Annotated in this window: 23 protein-coding genes; 14 read left to right on the top strand and 9 right to left on the bottom strand. The window is 66.7% G+C overall.

Features of this window, described 5'->3' with window-relative positions:
* Nucleotides 1–38 precede the first annotated feature (38 nt).
* Together P7D22_RS01675 and P7D22_RS01670 are read left to right on the top strand one after the other, a co-directional pair.
* Nucleotides 39–1,178, top strand: a complete 1,140-nt coding sequence (locus P7D22_RS01675; RefSeq protein WP_319932456.1) for an Mrp/NBP35 family ATP-binding protein — start codon at nucleotides 39–41, stop codon at nucleotides 1,176–1,178.
* A 20-nt stretch (nucleotides 1,179–1,198) separates the two neighbouring features.
* Nucleotides 1,199–2,326, top strand: coding sequence for a TRAP transporter substrate-binding protein (locus tag P7D22_RS01670; RefSeq protein WP_319932455.1), 1,128 nt, complete (start codon nucleotides 1,199–1,201; stop codon nucleotides 2,324–2,326).
* Between the two features lie 13 nt (nucleotides 2,327–2,339).
* Here the strand turns inward: P7D22_RS01670 and moaA are convergent, their stop codons facing one another.
* From moaA to P7D22_RS01655, 3 genes are all read right to left on the bottom strand, one after another.
* The gene (gene moaA, locus P7D22_RS01665) at nucleotides 2,340–3,344 is read right to left on the bottom strand and encodes a GTP 3',8-cyclase MoaA (RefSeq protein ID WP_319932454.1); all 1,005 of its coding nucleotides are present in this window, start codon (nucleotides 3,342–3,344) and stop codon (nucleotides 2,340–2,342) included.
* Nucleotides 3,345–3,419: 75 nt separating this feature from the next.
* Entirely contained in the window at nucleotides 3,420–4,964 is a 1,545-nt protein-coding gene (gene mctP, locus P7D22_RS01660; RefSeq protein WP_319932453.1) for a monocarboxylate uptake permease MctP, read from the bottom strand.
* Nucleotides 4,965–4,987: 23 nt separating this feature from the next.
* Complete coding sequence (locus tag P7D22_RS01655; RefSeq protein ID WP_319932452.1) at nucleotides 4,988–5,203, bottom strand: DUF3311 domain-containing protein; 216 nt, start codon at nucleotides 5,201–5,203, stop codon at nucleotides 4,988–4,990.
* A 71-nt stretch (nucleotides 5,204–5,274) separates the two neighbouring features.
* Here P7D22_RS01655 and P7D22_RS01650 point away from each other — a divergent pair, with 71 nt between their 5' ends.
* Nucleotides 5,275–5,637 (top strand): DUF971 domain-containing protein, encoded by a 363-nt coding sequence (locus P7D22_RS01650; protein WP_319932451.1) that lies wholly within the window; start codon nucleotides 5,275–5,277, stop codon nucleotides 5,635–5,637.
* Between the two features lie 55 nt (nucleotides 5,638–5,692).
* On the opposite strand, the gene P7D22_RS01645 is transcribed toward P7D22_RS01650, so the two are convergent.
* From P7D22_RS01645 to P7D22_RS01635, 3 genes are all read right to left on the bottom strand, one after another.
* Nucleotides 5,693–6,343 (bottom strand): L,D-transpeptidase, encoded by a 651-nt coding sequence (locus tag P7D22_RS01645; protein ID WP_319932450.1) that lies wholly within the window; start codon nucleotides 6,341–6,343, stop codon nucleotides 5,693–5,695.
* A gap of 91 nt (nucleotides 6,344–6,434) precedes the next feature.
* A complete protein-coding gene (locus P7D22_RS01640) occupies nucleotides 6,435–6,767 on the bottom strand; it encodes a hypothetical protein (protein WP_319932449.1) in 333 nt (110 codons plus the stop codon).
* Between the two features lie 129 nt (nucleotides 6,768–6,896).
* A complete protein-coding gene (locus tag P7D22_RS01635) occupies nucleotides 6,897–7,784 on the bottom strand; it encodes a cation diffusion facilitator family transporter (RefSeq protein WP_319932448.1) in 888 nt (295 codons plus the stop codon).
* Between the two features lie 141 nt (nucleotides 7,785–7,925).
* On the opposite strand from P7D22_RS01635, the gene P7D22_RS01630 reads away from it, so the two are divergent.
* The 7 genes from P7D22_RS01630 (at nucleotide 7,926) to P7D22_RS01600 (ending at nucleotide 15,527) form a co-directional block, all read left to right on the top strand.
* Nucleotides 7,926–8,867, top strand: coding sequence for a nucleoside hydrolase (locus P7D22_RS01630; protein WP_319932447.1), 942 nt, complete (start codon nucleotides 7,926–7,928; stop codon nucleotides 8,865–8,867).
* Nucleotides 8,868–8,924: 57 nt separating this feature from the next.
* Nucleotides 8,925–10,736 carry a glycoside hydrolase family 15 protein gene (locus P7D22_RS01625; RefSeq protein ID WP_319932446.1) on the top strand — a complete coding sequence of 604 codons (1,812 nt, stop codon included), beginning with the start codon at nucleotides 8,925–8,927 and terminating at the stop codon, nucleotides 10,734–10,736.
* A gap of 103 nt (nucleotides 10,737–10,839) precedes the next feature.
* On the top strand, nucleotides 10,840–11,112 hold the full coding sequence (locus tag P7D22_RS01620) for a hypothetical protein (protein ID WP_319932445.1): 273 nt from the start codon (nucleotides 10,840–10,842) through the stop codon (nucleotides 11,110–11,112).
* A gap of 84 nt (nucleotides 11,113–11,196) precedes the next feature.
* A complete protein-coding gene (gene hisS / locus P7D22_RS01615; protein ID WP_319932444.1) occupies nucleotides 11,197–12,714 on the top strand; it encodes a histidine--tRNA ligase in 1,518 nt (505 codons plus the stop codon).
* 133 nt (nucleotides 12,715–12,847) lie between these two features.
* Nucleotides 12,848–13,942 carry an ATP phosphoribosyltransferase regulatory subunit gene (locus tag P7D22_RS01610; protein WP_442916004.1) on the top strand — a complete coding sequence of 365 codons (1,095 nt, stop codon included), beginning with the start codon at nucleotides 12,848–12,850 and terminating at the stop codon, nucleotides 13,940–13,942.
* Nucleotides 13,939–14,940: an ATP phosphoribosyltransferase gene (gene hisG / locus P7D22_RS01605; RefSeq protein ID WP_319932442.1), complete on the top strand. Its 1,002-nt coding sequence runs from the start codon at nucleotides 13,939–13,941 to the stop codon at nucleotides 14,938–14,940. The genes P7D22_RS01610 and hisG overlap by 4 nt, the downstream gene beginning before the upstream one ends.
* A 137-nt stretch (nucleotides 14,941–15,077) precedes the next feature.
* Nucleotides 15,078–15,527: an META domain-containing protein gene (locus P7D22_RS01600; protein WP_319932522.1), complete on the top strand. Its 450-nt coding sequence runs from the start codon at nucleotides 15,078–15,080 to the stop codon at nucleotides 15,525–15,527.
* 31 nt (nucleotides 15,528–15,558) lie between these two features.
* On the opposite strand, the gene nagA is transcribed toward P7D22_RS01600, so the two are convergent.
* Genes nagA through P7D22_RS01585 form a run of 3 tightly spaced genes read right to left on the bottom strand, consistent with a single transcriptional unit; the run spans nucleotide 15,559 to nucleotide 18,811 of the window.
* Nucleotides 15,559–16,740, bottom strand: a complete 1,182-nt coding sequence (gene nagA / locus P7D22_RS01595) for an N-acetylglucosamine-6-phosphate deacetylase (RefSeq protein ID WP_442916000.1) — start codon at nucleotides 16,738–16,740, stop codon at nucleotides 15,559–15,561.
* Nucleotides 16,737–17,777: an SIS domain-containing protein gene (locus P7D22_RS01590; RefSeq protein ID WP_319932440.1), complete on the bottom strand. Its 1,041-nt coding sequence runs from the start codon at nucleotides 17,775–17,777 to the stop codon at nucleotides 16,737–16,739. The genes nagA and P7D22_RS01590 overlap by 4 nt, the downstream gene beginning before the upstream one ends.
* Nucleotides 17,778–17,782: 5 nt before the next feature.
* A complete protein-coding gene (locus P7D22_RS01585; protein ID WP_319932521.1) occupies nucleotides 17,783–18,811 on the bottom strand; it encodes a 2'-deoxycytidine 5'-triphosphate deaminase in 1,029 nt (342 codons plus the stop codon).
* 330 nt (nucleotides 18,812–19,141) lie between these two features.
* Between P7D22_RS01585 and P7D22_RS01580 the strand changes: the two genes are divergently transcribed.
* The 4 genes from P7D22_RS01580 to cimA all read left to right on the top strand — a co-directional run bounded on the left by P7D22_RS01580 (nucleotide 19,142) and on the right by cimA (nucleotide 23,026).
* Nucleotides 19,142–19,444 carry a hypothetical protein gene (locus P7D22_RS01580; RefSeq protein WP_319932439.1) on the top strand — a complete coding sequence of 101 codons (303 nt, stop codon included), beginning with the start codon at nucleotides 19,142–19,144 and terminating at the stop codon, nucleotides 19,442–19,444.
* 127 nt (nucleotides 19,445–19,571) lie between these two features.
* Nucleotides 19,572–20,939, top strand: coding sequence for a cysteine--tRNA ligase (gene cysS / locus P7D22_RS01575; RefSeq protein WP_319932438.1), 1,368 nt, complete (start codon nucleotides 19,572–19,574; stop codon nucleotides 20,937–20,939).
* On the top strand, nucleotides 20,940–21,440 hold the full coding sequence (locus P7D22_RS01570) for a GNAT family N-acetyltransferase (RefSeq protein WP_319932437.1): 501 nt from the start codon (nucleotides 20,940–20,942) through the stop codon (nucleotides 21,438–21,440). It abuts the gene before it with no gap.
* Nucleotides 21,440–23,026 carry a citramalate synthase gene (gene cimA, locus P7D22_RS01565; protein ID WP_319932436.1) on the top strand — a complete coding sequence of 529 codons (1,587 nt, stop codon included), beginning with the start codon at nucleotides 21,440–21,442 and terminating at the stop codon, nucleotides 23,024–23,026. Before P7D22_RS01570 ends, cimA begins: the two co-directional genes overlap by 1 nt.
* Nucleotides 23,027–23,185 lie beyond the last annotated feature (159 nt).

Genomic DNA, 23,185 nt, shown 5'->3' with positions numbered 1-23,185 from the left:
TTTGTTTGAAGCCGCGACCTTCGCATGGTTGATCCGCAATGCTGACTGAGAATGACATCATCACCGCCTTATCGGGCCTGACGGGGGCCGATGGTCGGACGCCGCTGGCCCAGTCGGGTCTGCTCGGCGGCGTAGTGATCCGTGAGGATCGGGTGTTCGTCACGATCGAAGGCGGGGGGCAGCCCGCCGCTGGGCTCGAAGCGCTGCGGGCCGAGGTGGAGCGACGGGTCAAGGCCGTGCCGGGCGTCGCGGCCGCCTTCGTGACGGCGACCGTCGAAAAGCCGGCCGGTAGCGCACGCCCGCAATCGACGACCGCTCCGGAGCCGCATGGGCATTCGCATGCGCCGGGTCCGCGGGCCCAGGCGGCCCGGACGTCGCAAGGTGTGCCGGGCGTCAAGACCATCATTGCGGTGGCGTCGGGCAAGGGGGGCGTCGGCAAGTCGACAACCGCCTGCAATCTGGCGTTGGCGCTGTCGGGCTTTGGACTGTCGGTCGGGGTGCTGGATGCCGACATCTACGGGCCCTCGATGCCGCGCCTGCTCGGCCTCACCGGTAAGCCGGAGGTGGTTGAGGGTCGCATGATGCGGCCGCTCGAAGGCTATGGCATCAAGGTCATGTCCATCGGATTCCTGGTCGAGGAGGAAACGCCGATGATCTGGCGGGGCCCAATGGTGATGTCGGCCCTGACCCAGATGCTGCGCGAGGTGCAATGGGGCGAACTCGACGTGATGGTGGTCGACATGCCGCCCGGAACCGGCGACGCCCAACTCACCATGGCGCAATCCGTGCCGCTCGCGGGCGCCGTGATCGTGTCGACGCCGCAGGATCTCGCCCTGATCGACGCGCGGCGCGGTATCGCCATGTTCCGGCGGACCGAGGTGCCGATCCTCGGCGTCGTCGAGAATATGAGCACCTTCATCTGCCCGGCCTGCGGGCATCGGTCGGACATCTTCAACCATGGCGGAGCCCGGCACGAGGCCGAGCGCCTTGGCGTTCCCTATCTGGGTGAGATCCCGCTCGCCATGCCGATCCGCGAAAGTGCCGATGCAGGGCGGCCCATCGTCATCTCCGATCCTGGCGGGCCGCAGGCCGAAGCCTATCTCGGCATTGCGCGGCGGCTGCTCGATGTGCTGTCGGGTGCCCGTCAGCGGACGGCGCCGCGCATCGTGGTCGAATAAAGCGCCGGAGACTGCGATCCATGACCCGGAATCCTGATCGCCGGACCCTGATGGCGGGACTGTCTTCCGGCAGTCTCGCGGCTTTGTCGGCACAGCCGGCGCGGGCCGAGACGCCGCAGCAACCCGAGGTGACCTGGCGCCTGATCTCGAGCTTTCCCAAGTCGCTCGATCTGATCTACGGCGGTGCCGAACGCTTCGCGAAGACGATCGGCGAGTTGACTGGGGGACGCTTCAAAATCGAGGTGTCGCCGCCGACCGAGGCCGTCGGCGGGCTCGCGGTGCTGGACGCCGTCAAGGCCGGCACGATTGAAGCCAGCCAGACTTCGCTCGACTATTTTTACGGCAAGGACCCGAGCTTCGCGCTCGCGACCGGAATCCCATTCGGCATGAATGCGCGCCAGCACTATGCTTTTGCGACCCAGGGGGCCGGCAACGCCCAGGTGGACGCGCTGTTGGAACCCGACAACGCGATGGCGTTTCCGGCCGGCAACACGGGTGCCCAGATGGGCGGCTTTTTCAAAAAGGACATCCGATCGGCGGCCGATCTCGACGGGCTGAAGATCCGCATCGGCGGTCTGGCCGGGCGGGTGCTGCAGAAGCTTGGTGCCGTGCCAGTCGCGACGCCACGGGCCGAGATCCTCGGCGCGCTTCAATCCGGCGCGCTCGATGGCGTGACCTGGGTGAGCCCGCACGACGACGAGATCTTCACCAAGGATGACGGGGCGACGGGTATCCAGAAACTTGCGCCGAACTATTATTATCCCGGGTTCTGGAAAGGTTCTGCGATGGTCCACATCGTTGTGGACCGGACCAAGTTCCAGGCGCTGCCGGCGTCCTACCAGGCGGCCATCCGGGTCGCAGCCGCGGATGGCTATGCCGACATGCTGGCCCGCTACGACACGGCCAACTCGGCCGCCCTGCGCCGCCTCGTGATCGCCGGCGCGCAATTGCGCCCGCTGCCGCAAGACATCCTGGATGTGGCCTACAAGGCGACCACGGATGTGCTCCGCGAGATCGGCGACGGAAATGCCCGGTTCAAGGCGAACCTCGACACCTTTCTGGCCTTCCGCAACGAAGCCTATCTGTGGTGGCAGGTGGGCGAATACACCTTCGACAATTTCAACATCCGGCAGCGCGCCAAGGGCTGAGCCACCCGTCGGCTTAACCGCCCGTGACGCTCATGGTCCGGGCCACTCGCGCCTTGGCGCTCTGCCGGTCGGCCACGAAATCGTGGCCCTTCGGCTTGCGGGCTATGGCTTCGTCGATCGCCTGGTGCAGGTCATCGTCGCGGGATGATCCGCGCAAGGGCGCCCGCAGGTCGGTCGCATCGTTCTGGCCGAGGCACATGTAAAGCGTCCCGGTGCAGGTGACGCGCACGCGATTGCACGATTCACAGAAGTTGTGAGTCAAAGGGGTGATGAAGCCGACCCGCCCGCCGGTCTCGACCACTTCGTCGTAACGGGCCGGGCCACCGGTGCGGAACGCCAGGGGTTCCAGGGTGAACTCCTGCATCAAGCGGGCCCGCAAGTCACCGAGCGACAGGAACTCGTCCGCCTTGCGACCGAAATCTTCGCCGAGCGGCATCATCTCGATGAACGTGAGATCCATGCCACGCCCGTGCGCCCAGCGCAGCATGGCGGCGGCCTCACCATCGTTGACGCCACGAAGCGCCACTGTGTTGATCTTGACCGAAAGCCCAGCCCGCTGGGCCGCGTCGAGACCGCGCATGACGCGGTCGAACTCCGGGCGGCGGGTGATGCGCGCGAAAGTTGCGGGGTCGAGCGTATCAAGCGACACGTTGATCCGCTTGACGCCCGCGGCGGCCAGCGCCGCGGCATGCTCCTCAAGCCGGGTCCCGTTGGTGGTCAGCGTCACCTCGTCGAGGGCGCCGCTCACGAGATGTCGCGATAGCGAGCGAAACAGCGCCAGGATGTCACGGCGCACCAGCGGTTCGCCGCCGGTGATGCGCAGCTTACGCGTCCCTCGGCTGACGAAGGCCGAACAAAGCCGATCCAGTTCCTCGAGCGTCAGCAGGTCACGGCGCGGCAGGAACGACATGGATTCGTCCATGCAATAGGTGCAGCGCAGGTCGCAGCGATCCGTCACCGACACACGTACATAGGTGATGGCCCGACCAAACGGGTCCACCAGGGGCGTGGCGCGCATACGCGCGATGTCCGAAGCCGAAGGTTGGATCATCACATTGAGATAGGGCTTGGAGCCGGCTTACGGTAGTGCGGCCTAGACGTAGTCCGCCGCAACCGTGTTGTCCCGCGTCTCGGGCATGCCACGCAGGGCATTGATGACCAGTGTGCCAAGCAGCGCCACGACGATGTTGACCACGAGGCCATAGATGGCCGCATAGGCCGGAATCGTCAGCCCGAAGAGCGTCACCGCGTAAGTGGCATTCTTGAATCCTGTGAGCGCCACCATCCAGGTGCCGAGCCCGATGCCGGCTGCCCAGCCGAGCAGCAGCGCCCAGGAGCTGAGCCGCCGGGTGTAAAGGCCGATCAGCACCGCCGGCAGAGTTTGGCTCATCCACACGCCGCCGAGCAGCTGCAGTTGGATGGCATAGTCGAGCGGCAGAAACAGGATAAAGAACAGGGCGCCGAATTTCACCACCAACGAGAACAGCTTGGCCATGCGGGATTCGTCGGCCGCGCTGGCATTGGGGTTGATGAACTCGACATAGATATTGCGGGTCCAAAGATTGGCGGCCGCAATCGACATCACGGCCGCCGGCACGAGGGCTCCGATGCCGATCGCCGCGAAGGCGAAGCCGGTGAACCAGTCAGGGAACAGTTGCAGGAACAGCGCCGGTACAGCGAAGTTCGCCTTGTATTGGGCAAACATCGCCTTGAAGGCGGGGTTCTGGTCGACATGGGCCGCATAGGCCATGAAGCCCAGGAGCGAGATCAGCGCCAGGACGATCGAATAAGCCGGCAGCAGCGCCGAGTTGCGGCGGATGACGTCGCGGCTCGATGAGCTAAGCACCGCCGTGATAGCATGCGGGTAGAGGAAGAGGGCGGCGGCCGAGCCGAGTGCCAGACTGGCATAGGATGTGTAGGCCCCGGTCGAGCCGGCCGGCGGCGTGGCGAGGATCAGGTTCTTGGCCGGGATGGCGGCGAAGATGCCCGAGAAGCCGCCCAGCTTGCCGGGAATGACGATCAGGGCCGCGAAGATCGTGATGTAGATCATCACGTCCTTGACCACCGCGATGGCGGCCGGCGCCCTGAGGCCCGATGTGTAAGTGAAGGCGGCCAAGATCACGAAGGCCAGGATGAGCGGCACCTCGCCGAGCCAACCGGTCGAGCCGAGGCCAAGCGCCGCGATCACCACCTGCAATCCTTCGAGCTGCAGCGCGATATAGGGCATGGTGGCCAAGAGGCCCGTCACCGTGATGGCCAGCGCCAACCAGCGATTGCAGAAGCGGCCGCGCACGAAATCGGCCGCCGTCACATAGCCGTGCTGGCGACACACGGACCAAAGTCGCGGGAAGACCACAAAGGTCATCGGATAGACGATGGTCGTATAGGGCACGGCGAAGAAGGCCAGGGCGCCCGCCCCGAAGGCCAGCGCCGGGACGGCGATGAACGTATAGGCGGTGTAAAGGTCGCCGCCGAGCAGGAACCAGGTGACCAGCGTGCCGAAGCGACCGCCGCCCAGGCCCCATTCGTGCAGCAGGTCGAGGTCGCCCCGCCGCCAGTTGGCGGCCATGAAGCCCACCAGCGTCACCACCCCGAAGAACGCGACAAAAACCGCGAGCGCAATCCAGTTGACCGGCATCGACCCTTACCCTCGTTCGTTGTTCAGGAGCGTCGCGTCGCGAAGAACACGATGCCCGTGAGGGCGGCGCTGATCAGGACCCAGATCATCTGATAGGCATAGAAGAACGGAAAGCCGAGGATGGTCGGCTCGACCCGGTTGAAGAAAGGAACCCAGAGGACGGCGGGATAGGTGGGCAGCAGAAGCAAATACCAGTTCGACCACAAGCGTGGGCGCACCCCGTCCCGGTTCCCGTTCAATGCTTCCTCCCTTTCTTGTTATGGCTTCGTCTATAGCTCAACCGAGATGACGTGCAATGCAGGATGGTTCGATGGCCGAGACCCATGATGCGTGGCCGACGGAGCTACGGCTGAAGGAGGCGGGCCGCATGCTGTCGGTCACCTTCGAAGACGGCCTTCGCTTCGACCTGCCGGCCGAATACCTGCGGGTGGAAAGCCCCAGCGCCGAGGTGCAGGGCCATTCCGCGGCCGAGCGCAAGACCGTCGGCGGCAAGCGCAACGTGCGCATCCTGGCCGCCACGCCGGTCGGCAATTACGCCGTCAAGCTCCGCTTCGACGACGGGCACGATTCGGGTCTGTTCACCTGGCGCTACCTGCACGAACTCGGCACCGGCCAGGACGCGACCTGGAACGCCTATCTGGTGGCACTCGCGGACAAGAAGCTGAGCCGGTGACGTCGAAGCCCAGGCAGGAGCCGCGCGCCCTGCCGGGTCGCAGAACGGCGCTCGCTCAGGGCGCCACGATGGCGCGTGTGCCGACCTTCACGCGGTCGTAAAGGTCGGCCACGTCGTCGTTGGTCATGCGAATGCAGCCGGACGATACGGCCCGTCCGATCGTATCGGGCTCATTCGAGCCGTGAATGCGGAACTCGCTGCTGCCGAGATACATCGCACGCGCCCCGAGCGGGTTGTCGAGCCCGCCTTCCATGTGTCGGGGCAGGTCGGGGCGCCGCCGCAGCATGGCGGCCGGCGGCGTCCAGCCGGGCCATTCGCGCTTGGCCGTGATGGTCTTGCTGCCGGACCAGGCGAAGCCCGGGCGCCCGACCCCGACGCCATAGCGCAGGGCTTGATGGTCGGGCAGGACAAGGTAAAGCCGCTTCTCGGTCGTCGACACCACGATGGTGCCGGCCGGGTAGGGGCCGTCGTAGCTCACGAGCTCGCGCGGAATGGGGCTTGCCATCGGCTGGATGTCGGCATCGCTCGGCGCATAAGCGGCGGCGTCTCCCGCGGGATCCGCATAAGGGTCGGGTTCAGCCGACGCGCGTGCCGGCAACCCTCCATCGGCGGGATCGAGGAAGAAGGCATTGCCGGCGTGAGCCGAGGCCACGGAAGCCAGGAAACCCACGACGGCGCCCATCAGGGCAGGGGACAAACGCGACATCCGAGTGCCTTTTTCTAAACGGCTTGAGTCGGTCGAGAGCCGGAGCAAAACCTCGGTCGCGGCTCGATCGAAGATCAGCGTAAGATGCGCTTCAGGTGGCGCGCTCGAGCGAGATCAGCCGGCGGGCCAGCTCGCGTTGACTGCGACGCAGATCGGCAATCTTCAGCGAAGCCGAGCGACCATCGTTGGCGGTCTGGGCCAGCAAGGCATTCTCGGAAGCGTGGATCTCCACGTCGCACCGCGTGAGGGTGAAGTTCACGGCCGCCTCGAGCGCCGTGGCGCTGGGGGCCGCCACGCGGGCCTGTGTGGCGATGCAGTCGTCCGCATCGTTGACGGCATTCTTTTCCTTGATCGGCTGCAGCAAGGCGCAGGCGGACAGCACAAGGGCGGCGGGGACGATGGGGATAAGCCGGGTGATCTGCATGCCTGCCTCGTGAACTGGCTTCCACCCTAGCTGAACGGCCGCGCCCAAGCTGTGGAAAGAACGCAACACTCCACCAATATTCCACAGCGGTCTGTACCGAGCCGGATACGCAACATCGCGTCGGTGCCGCTACAGCACCACGATGCCGGAATGCTTGGCCTTGGTTTCCGGCTCGACATGAATCGAGACAGCGCTGTCCGGGATGTCGGCCCGCAGGGCCCGCTCCAGGCGATCGCAAATGTCATGTGCGGCCGTCACCGTCATGTCGCTGGCCACCACGAGGTGGAATTCGATGAAGGTCATCTTGCCGGCCCGGCGCGTCTTGATGTCATGCGCCTCGACGGCGCCTTCCGCGTTGGTGGCGATCAATTCCCGCACGCGGCCCAGCATCGCCTCGGGCACGGCCTCGTCCATCAGGCCGCCGACGCTATCACGCATGATGTGCCATCCGGCCCAAAGGACGTTCAGCGCCACCAACACGGCCAGAACGGCATCCAGCATCGCAATGCCGGTGGCGAAGACCAGCGCCACGCCGACGATGACGCCGAGCGAGGAGATCACATCCGTGAGGAGATGCTTCCCGTCGGCCTCGAGCGCCACAGACCGGTGCGCGCGACCCTGGCGCATCAACACCACCGACCATGCCGCGTTGATGCCGGTCGCCACGGCACTGATGGCAAGGCCCATCAACGGCGCCCCGAGAGGGGCAGGCGCCACGAATCCGTTATAGGCTTCCCGCAGGATGGCGCAGGCCGCAACGACGATCAGCACGCCTTCCACCACGGCCGCCAGATATTCGGCCTTGCTGTGCCCATAAGGGTGCTTGGCGTCAGCCGGCTGCATGGCGATGCGAAGCGCCACGAAGGCTGCCAGCGCGGTCGCGACGTTGACGATGCTTTCGAGGGCGTCGGACAACAGGGCGACGCTGCCCGTCACCGCATAGGCGGCATATTTGATCGCCAGCACCAGCACCCCGACCGCGATGCTGCCCAGAGCGACCGATTGTATTCTGCTCATTGCGCCCCCAAACCGATCGCGGCCTGGACTTGGCCCAAACCTGCCCGGCAAGGCAAGGTTCGATGCGGCGAGACGGACCGCCGGCATTGACGCTTGCGGCGTTTCGGGCGACGTCGATGCGACGGATCGGGAGTTCGACCCATGGCGCGCAAGATCATCATCGATACCGATCCGGGTCAGGACGACGCGGTGGCGATCCTGCTGGCCCTCGCCTCACCCGAAGATGTGCAGGTGCTCGGCATCACCACGGTCGGGGGCAATGTTCCGCTCTGGCGCACGACCGAGAACGCGTTGAAGATCAGCGCCCTGGCCGGATATCCTGAGCTTCCAGTCTACCCGGGTTGCGCGCGGCCGATGCTGCGCCTACCGGTCACGGCCGAACACGTGCATGGTGAAACAGGGCTGAACGGGTGCGAGCTGCCGACCCCGACCGCGAAGCCCCAGGCCCAGCACGGCGTCGACTTCATCATCGAGACGATCCGATCGGAGCCGGAAAAATCCGTCACGATCTGCACGCTCGGCCCGCTCACCAACCTCGCTATGGCGCTCGTCAAGGCGCCGGATATTGCACCGCGGATCGATGCCGTGGTCAGCATGGGCGGCGCCTACTTCGAGGTGGGCAACATCACGCCGGCGGCCGAATTCAACATCTACGTCGATCCGGAGGCGGCCGCGGTCGTGCTGGGAAGCGGCATTCCGGTGACGCTGCTGCCGCTCGACGTGACCCACCGGGTGCTCAGCACCGTGGCGCGCCTCGACCGGATCGCGGCGATCGGCAACAAGGCCGGTGGCGCGGTGGCGGCGCTGCTCGGCTTTTCCGAACGCTTCGATCTCGAAAAATACGGCTGGGCCGGCGCGCCCCTGCACGATCCCAACGTCATCGCCTATCTGATCGCGCCCGACCTCTACCAGGGGCGGCACATCAACGTGTCGATCGAGACCGCGAGCCCGCTGACGCTCGGCATGACGGTGGCGGATTATTGGCGCGTCACCGACCGGGCGGCGAATTGCACCTATATTCGTGAGGCCGACGCAGATCGATTCTACGACCTTCTGGTGGAGCGGCTGTCCCGACTGCCGTGAGGCGCTAAAACCAATTCGGGCTTTGTGCGTTCGCTAGCGAAACCAAGGGAGAGTCGTATGGCGTTGCGCATCGAGGATTACGCGCTCATCGGCAATTGCGAAGGGGCGGGCCTTGTGGGGCGCAACGGCTCCATCGACTGGCTGGGGCTGCCGCGCTTCGATTCCGCTGCCTTCTTCGCAGCCCTGTTGGGCAATCAAGACAACGGTTATTGGCGCATCGCCCCGGTGGACGAGACTGCCCGGGTCACACGACAATATCGCAAGGGGACGCTCGTTCTCGAGACGACTTTCGAGACCGACGCCGGCACCGTGGTGCTGACCGATTGTATGGGCCGTCGCGAGGGCCACGCCGACGTGGCGCGCCAGCTTCGTTGCACGCGGGGCAGCGTGGCGATGCAGATGACGCTCTGCGTACGCTTCGACTATGGCCTCGTAGTGCCATGGGCCAGTCGTCTCGATGACGGCCGCTTGTCGATGATCGCGGGCCCCGACAGGCTGGTGCTCGACGCCAGCGTTCCCCTGCGCGGCGAGAACATGACGACCGTCGCAGACTTCACGCTGAACCAGGACGAGGAACAAAGCTTCACACTCAACTGGTCGGCCTCGCATCGGCCGCTGCCGGCCCGCCACTCCGTCGGCGAAGTGATCGAACGTGCCACCTGGAACTGGCGGGAATGGTCGAAGGGTTTCAAGGCCGAAGGCAGCGGCGAATGGGCGGACCTCGTGCTTCGCTCCTTGATCACCCTGAAGGCGCTGACGCATTTCGAGACCGGCGGCATCGTGGCGGCGGCCACCACCTCGCTGCCCGAGCAGCTCGGCGGCAGCCGCAACTGGGATTACCGTTATTGCTGGCTGAGAGACGCCACCCTGACGCTTTATGCGCTGGTGGATTCGGGCTTCCTCAACGAGGCTGTGGCATGGCGCGCCTGGCTGTTGCGGGCCATCGCGGGCTCGCCGGCCCAGATGCAGATCATGTACGGGGTGGCGGGCGAGCGCCGTCTCGATGAGTTTCAGATCGATTGGTTGAGCGGCTATGAGGGCTCGAAGCCCGTGCGGGTCGGCAATGCCGCATCGGGGCAACTGCAACTCGATGTGTTCGGCGAGGTTCTGGGCGCCATGTACCAGGCGCGCTGCTTCGGCATGGACCACGACGTGGCCGGCTGGCAGCTGGAAAAGAAGCTCATCGAGCATCTGGACGGCATTTGGCGGGATCCCGACGAAGGGATCTGGGAGGTGCGCGGCGGTCGCCGGCAGTTCACCCATTCGAAGGTCATGGCCTGGCTGGCCTATACGTCGGCCATCAAGTCGGTCGAGGAATTCGGCCTCGACGGTCCGGTCGAGCAATGGCGCAAGACGCGGGACGAAATTCACCAGCAGGTCTGCGACCAGGGGTTCGACAAGGCGCTGAACAGCTTCACGCAGTCCTATGGCGCCAAGGCGCTCGATGCGAGCCTGCTGCTGATCCCCATCGTCGGCTTCCTGCCGCCCGACGATCCCAGGGTGATCGGCACCGTCAAGGCCATCGAGGGATCGTTGCTGCACGACGGTTTCGTGGCACGCTACGACACCGGCAGCGCGGTCGACGGACTGAGCGGCGGCGAGGGGACCTTTCTGCCCTGCTCATTCTGGCTCGTCGACGTTTACACCATGATGGACCGGCGGGACGAGGCGCAAGCCATGTTCAAGCGCCTGGTGGGGTATTGCAACGACGTGGGATTGATCTCGGAAGAATTCGATGTGTCGGCCCAAAGGCTCGTCGGCAACTTTCCCCAGGCCTTTACCCATGTCGGCCTGATCAACAGCGTCCACAATCTCGAGCGCAGCGCGGGGCCGGCCAGGCACCGGGCCAAGAGCGGCGACAGCGCCTGACGACTAGCCGGAGCGCACGAGCAAACTTTTGCAGGGGCTCGCCGTTGTTCTCGGTGGGCTCGAAGGCCCGGCGCGTGACCAAGCGCGAGGCAAAGGAATATTCATGTCGATCAAGTCTATGGGCTATGGAACTGCTCTCGCGCTCGCGGCGACCTTGGTGTTGGGCGGTCAGGCCTATGCAGCGGGCCGCGGATCGGCGGACGATCAACTGGCCTGCACGCCCGACGTTTACCGCCTGTGCAGTTCCTCCGTGCCGGACGAGGATGCGATCGTGGCCTGCCTCAACCGCAACCTGCCGAGCCTGAGCCCTGCCTGCAAGACCGTGATGACGCGCCCGGCGACACCCGCGCAAGGCGACACCGACCAGGACGACTGAGGACACCCCGGCATGGGGTCACGAGCCTTGCTTGCAGGGGCCGCGAGTCGCTAGAAGGCGCCTCGCGTTCTTTACGAGGCCCGCATGTCCGATCCTATCCCGACCGAGCCTTTACTCGCCAAGGCGCGTCTGCCGCGCGGGCTCGTCGACCGGCATGCGCAGGACATCGCGGCAACAGACCGCATCATCTCCAGCATCCGCGAGACTTACCGCCTTTACGGCTTCGAGCCGGTCGAAACGCCGTTCATCGAATATACGGACGCGCTGGGCAAATTTTTGCCTGATCTCGACCGGCCGAACGAGGGCGTCTTCTCGTTCAAGGATGACGACGAGTCCTGGCTGTCCCTGCGCTACGACCTGACGGCGCCTCTGGCGCGCTTCGTGGCCGAGAACTATCAGGCGCTGCCGAAGCCCTACCGCAGCTATCGCGCCGGCTATGTGTTCCGCAACGAGAAGCCCGGTCCCGGTCGTTTCCGCCAGTTCATGCAATTCGATGCCGACACGGTCGGCTCGGCCAGCGTCGCAGCCGATGCGGAATTCTGCATGATGGCGGCTGATTGTCTGGAGCGGCTCGGGATCGGCCGTGGCGACTACGTGCTGAAGGTCAACAACCGCAAGGTCCTCGATGGCGTCATGGAGGCGATCGGCCTTGGCGGCGCGGCCGATGCCGGGCGTCGTCTCACGGTGTTGCGCGCCATCGACAAGCTCGACCGGCTCGGCCCCAAGGGCGTGGCGGCCTTGCTGGGCAGCGGCCGCAAGGACGACAGCGGCGACTTCACCAAGGGGGCCGGCCTCGACGCGGCGGAGATCGAGCGCGTGCTGGCCTTCACCGGGGCCGGGCAGGGGCAGACGGATGCCACCCTCGCGGCATTGCGCGCGGTGGTCGGCCGCTCGGAGCGCGGCCTCGAAGGCGTGGCGGAACTCGAGCAGATAGCCGCCTTGGTGGCGGCCGCCGGCTATGACGATGGACGCGTGCGCATCGATCCGTCCGTGGTGCGCGGCCTCGAATATTACACCGGCCCCGTCTTCGAGGCGGAACTCACCTTCGCGGTGCCGGGCGACGACGGCAAGCCGGTTCGGTTCGGCTCCGTGGGCGGCGGTGGCCGATATGACGGGCTCGTGGCTCGCTTCCGCGGCGAGGTGGTGCCGGCGACGGGATTTTCGATCGGCATCTCGCGTCTCCAGGCTGCCTTGAAGGCAGTCGGCAGCCCTATCGTGGCCCATGCGGCGCCTCCCGGCCCCGTGGTGGTGACGGTGCTGGATCGCGATCAGCTAGCGCGCTACCAGGCTCTGGTGACGATGTTGCGCCAGGCCGGCATCGCGGCGGAACTTTATCTCGGCGGCTCGGGCCTGAATGCGCAGCTGAAATATGCCGACAAGCGCGGCAGCCTGTGCGCCGTGCTGCAGGGCAGCAACGAACGCGACGCCGCGGACGGCGCCACTGTGGTGATCCGCGACCTGGTGCTTGGGGCCGAACTCGGCCGCGCCAGCAAGGACCGGTCCGACTATGTCGAACTGCGCCAGAAGGCACAGGCGACGGTGCCCGAGGCGCGCCTTGTCGAGGCCGTTCGAGAGGTTCTGGCGCGCCACGCAACGGCGTGAAGCGCCGGCGTTCACGGTGATGGATGAATTCGCTCGCAGCCGGCATCGACGATGCTAGAAGCGCGGGCAGGGTAGGGATGGCGGCGTCGTAGTGCCTCACGAGAGCGAAACCACCGGGATCGGCCGCCGCAACATGTCGGCCCTGATGTCCGTCCTGCAGCAAGCCCGTTATGCGTCGGTGACGCCCGACATCCTTCAGGAGGCGGCGCCCTTCCTCGATCTCGGTGGCGAAGAGATCCGCGCCAGCCTGTTCTTCACGACCGACCAGACGGGTCGGGAACTCTGCCTGCGGCCGGAGTTCACCATTCCGGTCTGCCGTGCCTATCTGACGTCCGCCGATGCAGGGACGCCGACGCGCTACAGCTGCGCGGGCCCGGTGTTCCGCATGCGGGCCGGCGAGCCGGCCGAAACGCTTCAGGTCGGGCTCGAAAGTTTTGGGCGCACCGATACGGCGGCAGCCGACGCCGAAGTGTTGGGCCTAGCCTCCGAAGCGGTCCGGGCCGCCGCCGGCGGCAGCCTGACCACCATCTTCGGGGATGCCGGCCTGCTGGCCTCCCTGCTCGACGCCCTGCGGTTGCCGGCCTTGTGGCAACGCCGACTGAAACGCGGCCTCGACAAGGGCGAGAGCGCCGCGACGGTTCTGGCTGCGGCGCCCACCACGGCCGCCGATCATTCCGGCGTGCTGGCCGCAATGGCCGGCACCGACGCGGCCGGCGCCCGCGCGCTCGTCGACGATCTCCTGTCGATCGCGGGGATCGCCAGCGTCGGTGGCCGTTCGGCGTCCGAGATCGCCGAGCGCTTCCTCAGCCAGGTCGCCCTGCGGGCGGCGCCACCATTCGGGCCGGAACAACGATCGATCCTCGACCGCTATCTCGCCATTGCGGGCGAGCCCGACGCAGCTGCCCTCGCTCTGCGGGCCCTGGCCGAAGAGGCTGGGCTCGACCTATCGGCGGCGCTCGACCTGTTCGAGGCGCGCATCAGCCTGATGGCGATCGAAGGCGTCGACCTCGCCACCACCCGGTTCTCGGGCGCCTTTGGTCGCAACCTCGATTATTACACGGGCTTCGTTTTCGAGGCTCGCTTGGCGGGGCTGCCTGGAGGGCCGGTGCTGGTCGGGGGCCGCTACGATCGTCTCGCCCAGGCGCTCGGCAGCACGGTGCCTGTCCCGGCCGTCGGCGCCGCGATCTGGGTCGACACCCTTCATCCCGGGCAGGGAACACCACGATGACGACGAGCCGTCCGCTTGTGCTGGCCGTTCCATCCAAGGGCCGCATGCAGGAGAACGCCGCCGGCTTCTTCGCGCGTGCGGGACTGACGCTGCAGCAGGGCCGTGGCGCCCGCGATTATCGCGGGACCCTGGCGGGCTTCGACGACGTCGAGGTCGCCTATCTGCCGGTGGCCGACATCGTCAGCCAGCTGGCCGAGGGCGCCGTGCATCTGGGCGTCGCGGGCGAGGACCTGTTGCGTGAGCAGGTGGCCGACGCCGGCGCACGCGTCGCCCTGCTGTCGAAGCTCGGCTTCGGCAACGCCAATGTGGTGGTGGCGGTGCCGCAAGCCTGGATCGACGTGCGCGGCACGGCCGATCTCGAGGATGTGGCGGCCGTGTTCCATGCCCGGCGTGGGCGCCGGATGCGCGTAGCCACCAAATACATCAATCTCACCCGCGCCTTCCTGTCGTCGCGGGGCGTCACGGATTACCGGATCGTGGAAAGCCTCGGCGCCACCGAAGGAGCACCCGCCTCCGGGACGGCCGAGTTCATCGTGGACATCACCACCACCGGGGCGACGTTGACCGCGAACGGCCTCAAGGTGCTGGACGATGGCGTGATGCTGCGGTCCGAGGCGAACCTGATGGCCTCGCTGACAGCGCCGTGGTCGGACGCCACCCTGGCGGCGGCCCGCATGATCCTGGCCCGCATCGCGGCCGAGGAAGCCGCCCGCCTGTCCCGCGAGGTCCGGGCCCAGTTCGAAGCAGGCGCGCCGGACCTCGGCCCCGAAGCCGCGGCCCGCTTTGCAGCCGAGCGGTTTCCCTCGGGAAGCCCCGATTTGCAGATCTTCCACTGCGCGGCCGGGCAGGTGGGCCCGTTGTCGGATTGGTTGGTGGAGCGCGGCGCCGGCAAGGTGATCGTGGCCCCCATGGATTACATCTTCGCGGCCGCCAATCCGCTCTTCGACAGCCTTGTGGGCCGCTTGCCCTCCGGCGGTCGCAGCGAGCCGGTGCCTTGATGTCGTCCCAAACCTGACGTTGTTCTGCATCACTCCGTCTGCTACCGCGATCAACGATCACCATGGGCCGGAGAACCATGCCGTTTTTGCCACGTCGCCCCCACGTCGCTCGCCGCCGCGGACTTTCGTTGCGCCTCATGCTGGTCGCCGGGCTCGCATTGCCGCTGTCGACGCCCGTGCTGGCCCAGGCAGGCCCCAAGCTGCTGCGCAAGCAGAAGGAAGAAGTCTACAAGCCCACAGGGGCGGCGGAACAACAGTTCCCCTTCGGCGCCACCTGGATCCTGTATGACATCGGGGGCCGGAGCCTGTCGGGCGACGCGCCGAGCTTCAGCCTCGACGACAAGCTGCGCGCCACCGGCTTCGGCGGCTGCAACACCTTCTCGATGGCGCTCTATCCGATCAAGGACCAGAAGCTTGCGGCCGGCTCGATCGCGATGACGCGCAAGAACTGCGGCAAGCCCGTCGACGACACCGAGCACGACATCCTGGTTGGGCTGCACTCGCTGCCGAAATGGCATCTCGAATCCAACGGCGACCTGACCGTGGTGGGGCAGGGGCCTGCGATGCGGTTCAAGCGCGGGCTATGAACCGGTTCCGGGCGTTGAGCGGGTTCTCGGCCTAAGCGGCACTGACCCCAGGGGCCCTAGGTTCTCGCCGCCCCTGCCCGGCGATCCACACGCCTTCGACCTGCAGCTTTGGCGACAGCAGCACCAGATCGCCGCAATATCCGGGCGCGATCCGGCCGCGATCGTGGTCGAGCCGCAGGAACATCGCCGGATAAAGGCTCGCCATGCGCAGCGCCTCGCCGAGCGGCACGTCGAACGCCGAGACCGCATGGCGGACCGCGGCATCCATCGTCAGGTCACAGCCCGCCAAAGTGCCGTCATCGAGCGTCAACCGCGAGCCCTTGCGCGTCACGCGACGGCCCGACAGGGTGAAGGTGTCGCCCGGCGCCCCGGCCGGAGGCATGGCATCGCTGATCAAGAACAGCCGGGCGGGGCCCTTCTTGGCCCGCAAGGCCACGCGTGCCGCCGCGGCATGCACATGGTGCCCGTCGGCGATCAGGCCGCACCACAGGGCGCCGTGGTCGAGCGCCGCGCCGACGAGGCCCGGCCCACGGTGGCCGAATTGGCTCATGGCGTTGAACAGGTGGGTGATGCCGCGCGCGCCCGCATCGGCGGCCGCGCTGGCAATCTCGTAACTGGCGTCGCTATGCCCGAGGCTGACGATGATGCCGGCGTCGGACAACCGCCGAATCTGTTTTGGCGTCGCATTCTCGGCCGCGACGGTCAGCAACACCGTGTCGAGACCAAGCTCCAGCAGACTGTCGACATCCGCATCGCTCATCGGTCGGATGAGGTCCGCCGCATGGGCGCCCTTGCGGGCCCGACACAAGAAGGGTCCCTCGAGGTGAATGCCGGCGATGCCGGGCCGCCGTTCGGCCAGCGCCTGGCGGATCGCCACAACGGCCCGCGCCCGCGGGGCGTCGGCGTCGGTGATGAAGGTCGGCAGCATGGCCGTGGCGCCGAAGCGGCGGTGCGTTTCGGCGATCGCCATGGCGCCCGCGAGATCGGGCGCCTCGTTGAACAACACGCCGCCGCCGCCATTCACCTGCGCGTCCACGAAGCCCGGCACCAGCAGAAGATCCGGGCCGAGATCCTCGACCGGCAGACCGGACGGCAGTTGGGCAGCCGGCACCACATCCTCGATGCGGCCCTGGCTTAGCAGCACGGCATGGTCGTCGAGGAACTGTTCGCCGGTGAACAGCCGGCCGACCCGCAGGGCGCTGTCGAGCATCACACCGTTTCCGTGACTTTGCGCAGCAGACTGGGCCGGTCCGGGTCGTGTCCGCGGGCCCGGGCGATCTGTTCGGCGAAACCGTAGAAGGCCAGCAGCATGGCCAGGGGGTCGAGGGCGGCATGGCCGGTCGCGACGCAGGGCAGGGCGCCGGTACCGTTCTGGCCGGCTCCGACCGCGAAGACATGGCCTTGCGCGGCGCGCAAACGCGCCACGGTCTCCACCATGCCGGGCTTGGCCGCGTCATCCTGCAGGAACGCCAGGACGGGAAAGCGCGGCTGCAGCAATTGAAGCGGGCCGTGCATCACCTCCGCCCCGGAAAAGGCTTCGGCGTGCAGCACCGCCGTTTCCTTGAACTTCAGCGCCGCCTCGGCGGCCACCGGCAGAGCCGGTCCGCGTCCCACCACATAGGCCGAAGTCGCCGCGGTGAAGACCGGCAGCGCCTCGCTCCACTCGCAAGCGAGCGTCCGGTGCAGGCTTTCGGGAAGCCGCATGATGGTGCGCCGCAGCTGGTCGTCGTCCTTCCATTCGGCCACCAGCGAGGCGAGCGCCACGGCCGAGCCGAGGCAGGTCTTCGTGGCGGCGACGCTCTGCTCCGGGCCCGCATGCAGCGGGATGGTGACGTCGGCGGCGCTCGCCAACGGCGACGCCGGCTGGTTGCAGACCGCGATCGAAAAGGCACCGGCCTCGCGGGCCGCCTGCTGCAGCGCCACGATGTCGGGGCTTTGGCCGGATTGCGACACGGAAATCACCAGGGCGTCGCGCAAGCGAAGCGGTGCTCGATACACCGAGGCCACCGATGGGCCGACCGAGGCCACCGGCACGCCCAGCAGGATCTCGACGAGATATTTGAAATAAGCGGCGGCGTTGTCGGAGGAGCCGCGCGCCGCCGTGACCACGACCCGCGGGTCGATCCCGCGCAGCTTTCGCCCGAGCGTCGCGAAGGTGCCGGACTCACGCTCGACGAGCCGCGCCACCGCGTCGGGTGTTTCCAGGATCTCGGCGCGCATGAATGTGTTCGGGGCGGCATCTGTCTGCATGGCGATCACACGAAATGCTTGGAGAGTTTCAGGCCCTGGCCCTGGTAGTTCGATAGGATGCCCTGCCCGTAGAGTTGATCGGGCCGCGCCAGCATGGGCTCGTATTCGAGGGTGCCGACACGCTGCCCATGCTCGAGCAAGAAGGGCACGTCGTGGCTGCGCACTTCGAGCACCACCTTGCTTCCAGACCCGCCCGCTTCGGGAAGCCCGAAACCGGGGTCGAGGAACCCGGCATAATGGACCCGCGCCTCCCCGACGGACGTGTCATAGGCCACCATCTCGGCGGCCTCGCTGGCCGACACCTGCACGTCCTCGAGCGAGGCCAGGATGTAGAATTCATCCGGCACGAGCACGAGGTCCCGCCGTCCCGGCACGCTGAACAGAGGCTCCCAGAATTCGTCGCGCGGGTAGGCCGCGACGCGAGCCAGATCGACCACGCCCGAAGCCCGACGGGCGCGGTAGCCGACGATCCCATCGGAGCTGTCCGGGTCGAGGTTGATGGTGACGTCGCTGGTCCGCTTGGCCTGCATGGCCCCGGTGTCGCGCTGCCGAAAGCGGATCTGGTTCAACGTGGCGCCGACCTCCGCGAGAACCGGGAACGAGCGGGGCACCACCTCGGCATAAAGTGGCCCCGCATAGCCGGACGGAATATCGTCGAAGGCCGAGCCGCGATCCGTGATGAGCCGCACGAAGATATCGAGGCGCCCGGAGGAGCTTTTCGGGTTGGCGCGGGCGCTCGTATCGGCGGGGAGCCGCAAGCTCTCCATGAGCGGAATGATGTGAACGCAATTGCGTTCGAGCACGTTCGGCCCCGACAGGTCGACCGCATGCGTGGCCAGATCGCCGAGGCGCTCGGCGACGGTGCGATGCGGCCCCGGCAGGAAGCTGGCCGGCACCCGATAGGCTCGGTCGCCCAGCCGAAGGTCCATGCTGGCCGGCTGAATCTGCCGATCGACGACCGGCATGCGCGCCGCCACCACGCCGTCGGCCAGCGCCTGCCTGATGCGTTGCGATGGCCAGATTCGAAAGGTCATGCGGCGGCGTCCCCAAGCGTCGCTGTCCCCCTTGGCGCCTTGGGCCCCTTCGGACATGAACCCTCCGTAGACCGCAGCGGCAAACCCGTCCAGCGTCCCGCGCCGCCATGCTGAATGCCGGACCGGCGCATGGCGGCCGAACCTCCTCGATCGGATCACATCTTCGTATGCGACAAGGGCTGACGCAACGGCGACACTGGCGATGTTTCCTGGCCTGTGTCATTTTTGAAGCACGGTCGAGCCATTGATTCGCACCCGGACGCCAGCAAGCGTGACGGGGCGAAGGACAGACGCCGAAGGCGCGACGACCGGCAAGGGAAGGAGACAAGCATGCGCGTGTCCGACATCCTGACATCCTGCGCCCACCATCATGTCGCGGCCGCCGCAGTGGCCTCGATCGGCGGTGATTTCGCCGCAAACGTGCGGCGCCGGGCCAACGGCGCCGGTGTGACGATCGGCGATTTCACCGCTGAACGCGTCCGCATGTTCTCCGGCCGTGCTAGCGAAGGAGACTGGCGCGTTGTCGCGGCCACCATGGAGGGCCAGGATCTGGCGCTTCTTTCGGGCCTGCAGGTGGTGATGACCCGTATGATGGCCGAGGACGGCCGCGCACCGGCTCCGGAGCACACTTGAGGTTGTAGGGCGCATGCCGCCATGGCATAGGCTCGGAGCCGATGGCCACGGCGGCGCACTGAAGAGATCCGGATCAGTCGGCTCGTGAGCGGGCGGCCTGCCATCACCAGCCGATGATGGATGCCCGATGGGTTTGCGCTTCTACGATACGCTTGGCCGCCAGAAGACCGATTTCGTGCCGCTGAACCCGGAACGGGTCCGGCTTTATGTGTGCGGGCCGACCGTTTACGACCGGGCCCATATCGGCAACGCGCGCCCGCTGATCGTCTTCGATGTGCTGTTCCGCCTCCTGCGCGAGCGTTTCGGCGCCGCTCACGTGACCTATGTGCGGAACATCACCGACGTCGACGACAAGATCATCACGCGCGCGGCCGAGCGCGGCATTGCCATCGAGACGCTGACCGAGACGACGACGGCCGAGTTCCTCGACGATGTGGCGGGCCTCGGCTGCCTGCCGCCGACCGTGGAACCCCGCGCCACGGCCCATATCGCCGAGATGATCGCCATCATCGAAAAGCTGATCGCCTCCGGTCATGCCTACCAGGCCGAGTCACACGTGTTGTTCGATGTTGCGGCGATGCCGACCTATGGGGCCTTGTCGCACCGCGACCTCACCGGAATGCAGGCCGGCGCTCGCGTCGAGGTCGCATCCTATAAGCGCGGCGACGCGGATTTCGTGCTGTGGAAGCCCGCCGCCGCGACCGAGCCCGGCTGGGACAGCCCCTGGGGCCGCGGTCGCCCCGGCTGGCATATCGAGTGCTCGGCCATGAGCTGGCGCTACCTGGGCGAAACGTTCGACATCCACGGCGGCGGCCTCGACCTCATCTTTCCCCATCATGAAAACGAGATCGCGCAATCCTGCTGCGCTTTCGGTCGTGATGCCATGGCCCAAACCTGGATGCACAACGGCTTCCTCCAGGTCGAGGGTGAGAAGATGTCGAAGTCGCTCGGCAATTTCGTCACCATCCGGGATCTTTTGACCGGGGATTCGTTCGGCGGTCGCGCTTGGCCCGGCGAGGTGCTGCGCCTCGCCATGTTGCGCACGCATTATCGCCAGCCGATCGACTGGACCGTCCGGGCCCTTGTCGAAGCCGAGCAAACGCTTGACCGCTGGTATGCCGCAATCGGCAATGAGGGCGCCGACGCCAGCCCCGGTAAAGACGTTGTGTCGGCCCTGGCCGACGACCTCAACACGCCGGCCGCCCTGGCGGCTTTGCACCAGCTGGTGTCGTCCGGGGCGCATGCGGAGGCCCGCGCGTCGGCGCGCCTGCTCGGCCTGTTGCAGGAAACGGGCTCGGCTTGGGCCGCGCGGAAGCAAGCGGGCGTCGATGCGGCCGCGATCGAAGCCCGCATCGCCGAGCGGCTGGCTGCGCGCCGCGCCAAGGACTGGGCCGCCTCCGACCGCATCCGGGATGAACTCGCGCGAGACGGCATCCTGCTGAAGGACAATAAGGACGGCACCACGGGCTGGAGCCTTTCCCGAGGACATGGCTGAATGACCCGACCGACCCAGATCGCCCTTCGGCCCATGCTGCCCGACGATGGCCCCATACTGGCCGCCATCTTCGCGGCCAGTATCGACGAATTGACCGGCGACGATTACGCGCCAGCCCAGCAGGCCGCATGGATCGGCACTGCCGACGATGAAGCGTCCTTCGCCAAGCGCCTCCAAGCGCAACTGACGATCCTCGCCACAGTGGCGGGCGAAGTCGCTGGTTTCGCCTCCCTGAAGGGGCAGGACGAACTCGACATGCTCTATGTGCAGCCCGATGCCGTGGGGCAGGGGGTAGCCTCCGCGCTTTGCGATGCCTTGGAGAAGATTGCCAAGGGTCGTGGGGCAGGCGGCTTGCGGGTGGCGGCGAGCGACACGGCGCAGGGCTTCTTCGCCAAACGCGGCTACCTGGCGCTGCACCGTGAAACCGTGCCGCTCGGCGACGAATGGCTCGGCCGCACGGCTATGCGCCTGACCCTGGCGGCCCCGGACACCGAGCACTGATGCGGGAACGCCTCACCCTTTTCGACACCACCTTGCGGGATGGGGCGCAAACCACCGGCGTCGACTTTTCGCTCGAAGACAAGCGACAGGTCGCGGCGCTGATCGACAGCCTCGGCATCGATTACATCGAAGGCGGCTACCCCGGCGCCAACGCCCGGGACACCGCGTTCTTCGCCGACCCGCCGCCGCTGCAGGCCCGTCTCGCAGCGTTCGGGATGACCAAACGGGCAGGGCGGTCGGCCGCCAACGACCCGGGCGTGGCCGCCCTGCTCTCGACGGGCGCCGAGGCGATCGTCTTCGTAGCCAAGGCCTGGGACTACCATGTGGACCTCGCACTCGGCATCAGCCTCGCCGAGAACCTCGAGGTGATCCGCGACTCGGTGGCGACCGCCCATGCGGCCGGGCGCGAGGTGATGCTCGACGCCGAACATTTCTTCGATGGCTATAAAAGCAATCCCGGTTTCGCCATGGACTGCCTCGAGGCGGCCCGGAGCGCCGGCGCACGATGGATGGTGTTGTGCGACACCAATGGCGGCACCTTGCCGGACGAGGTGTATGCGATCGTGTCGGCCGTTTGCGCGACCTTGCCGGGGGATCGGATCGGCATTCACGCCCATAACGACACGGGGCAGGCGGTGGCGAACTCGCTCGCGGCCGTGCGGGCCGGCGCGCGGCAGATTCAGGGAACCCTCAACGGCATCGGCGAACGCTGCGGCAATGCCGATCTGGTGAGCCTCATACCGACGCTGGCGCTGAAACCCGCCTATGCGGATCGGTTCCAGATCGGCGTCGGCGAGCGGCAGCTCGCATCCCTGACCAAGGTTTCGCATGCCTTCGACGAGCTACTGAACCGCGCCCCGGACCGGCACGCGCCTTACGTGGGCGCCAGCGCCTTTGCGACCAAGGCCGGCATCCACGCGTCCGCCGTGGTGAAAGATCCACGCACCTACGAACACGTGATGCCCGAATCAATCGGCAATGTTCGCAAGATCCTGGTGTCCGAACAGGCCGGGCGGTCGAACGTCCTGGCCGAGCTTGGCCGGCTTGGCATCGAGGTGCGCCGGGACGATCCGCGCGTCGTACGGCTGCTCGACGAATTGAAGGAGCGCGAGGCGCTCGGCTATGCCTATGAGGGTGCCGATGCGTCCTTCCTGCTTCTGGCCCGGCGCATCCTCGGCGAGGTGCCGCACTTCTTCGATGTCGAGCGCTTCAGCGTCAGCGTCGAGCGCCGCTACAACGCAGCCGGCGAACGGGTCACGGTGTCCGAAGCCATCGTCAAGCTGACGGTCGACGGCGAAACCCTGATCTCGGCCGCCGAAGGCAATGGCCCCGTCCATGCGCTCGACCTCGCGCTGCGCAAGGACCTCGGCCAATACCAGCGCCATATCGACGACCTGAAGCTGCTCGACTATCGCGTCCGCATCTTCCAGGGCGGCTCCGATGCCGTGACGCGGGTGTTGATCGACTACGGCGATGACGCAGGCCGACGCTGGTCCACCGTGGGCGTATCGGCCAACATCATCGATGCCTCGTTCCAGGCCATGGTGGATGCGATCACCCATAAACTCATGCTCTCCGCCTCCTGACCGGCAAGCTCAGGTTCCATAATATATCTTATGCGAATCTGGTTTGCTGCCGCGTTTGGCTGGATTTTCAGCATCGCCGAGGCTGAAGAAATTGCACGAGCTCCAGGGGGAACCCGCTAGGCACCGGTTCCACTTTGTGCCACAAATGGCGAGATCATT

Source organism: Lichenihabitans sp. Uapishka_5 (assembly GCF_033947565.1).
Lineage (GTDB): Bacteria > Pseudomonadota > Alphaproteobacteria > Rhizobiales > Beijerinckiaceae > Lichenihabitans.
The sequence above is the reverse complement of the archived record's forward strand: the minus strand, read 5'-3'. Positions and strand labels throughout refer to the sequence as shown.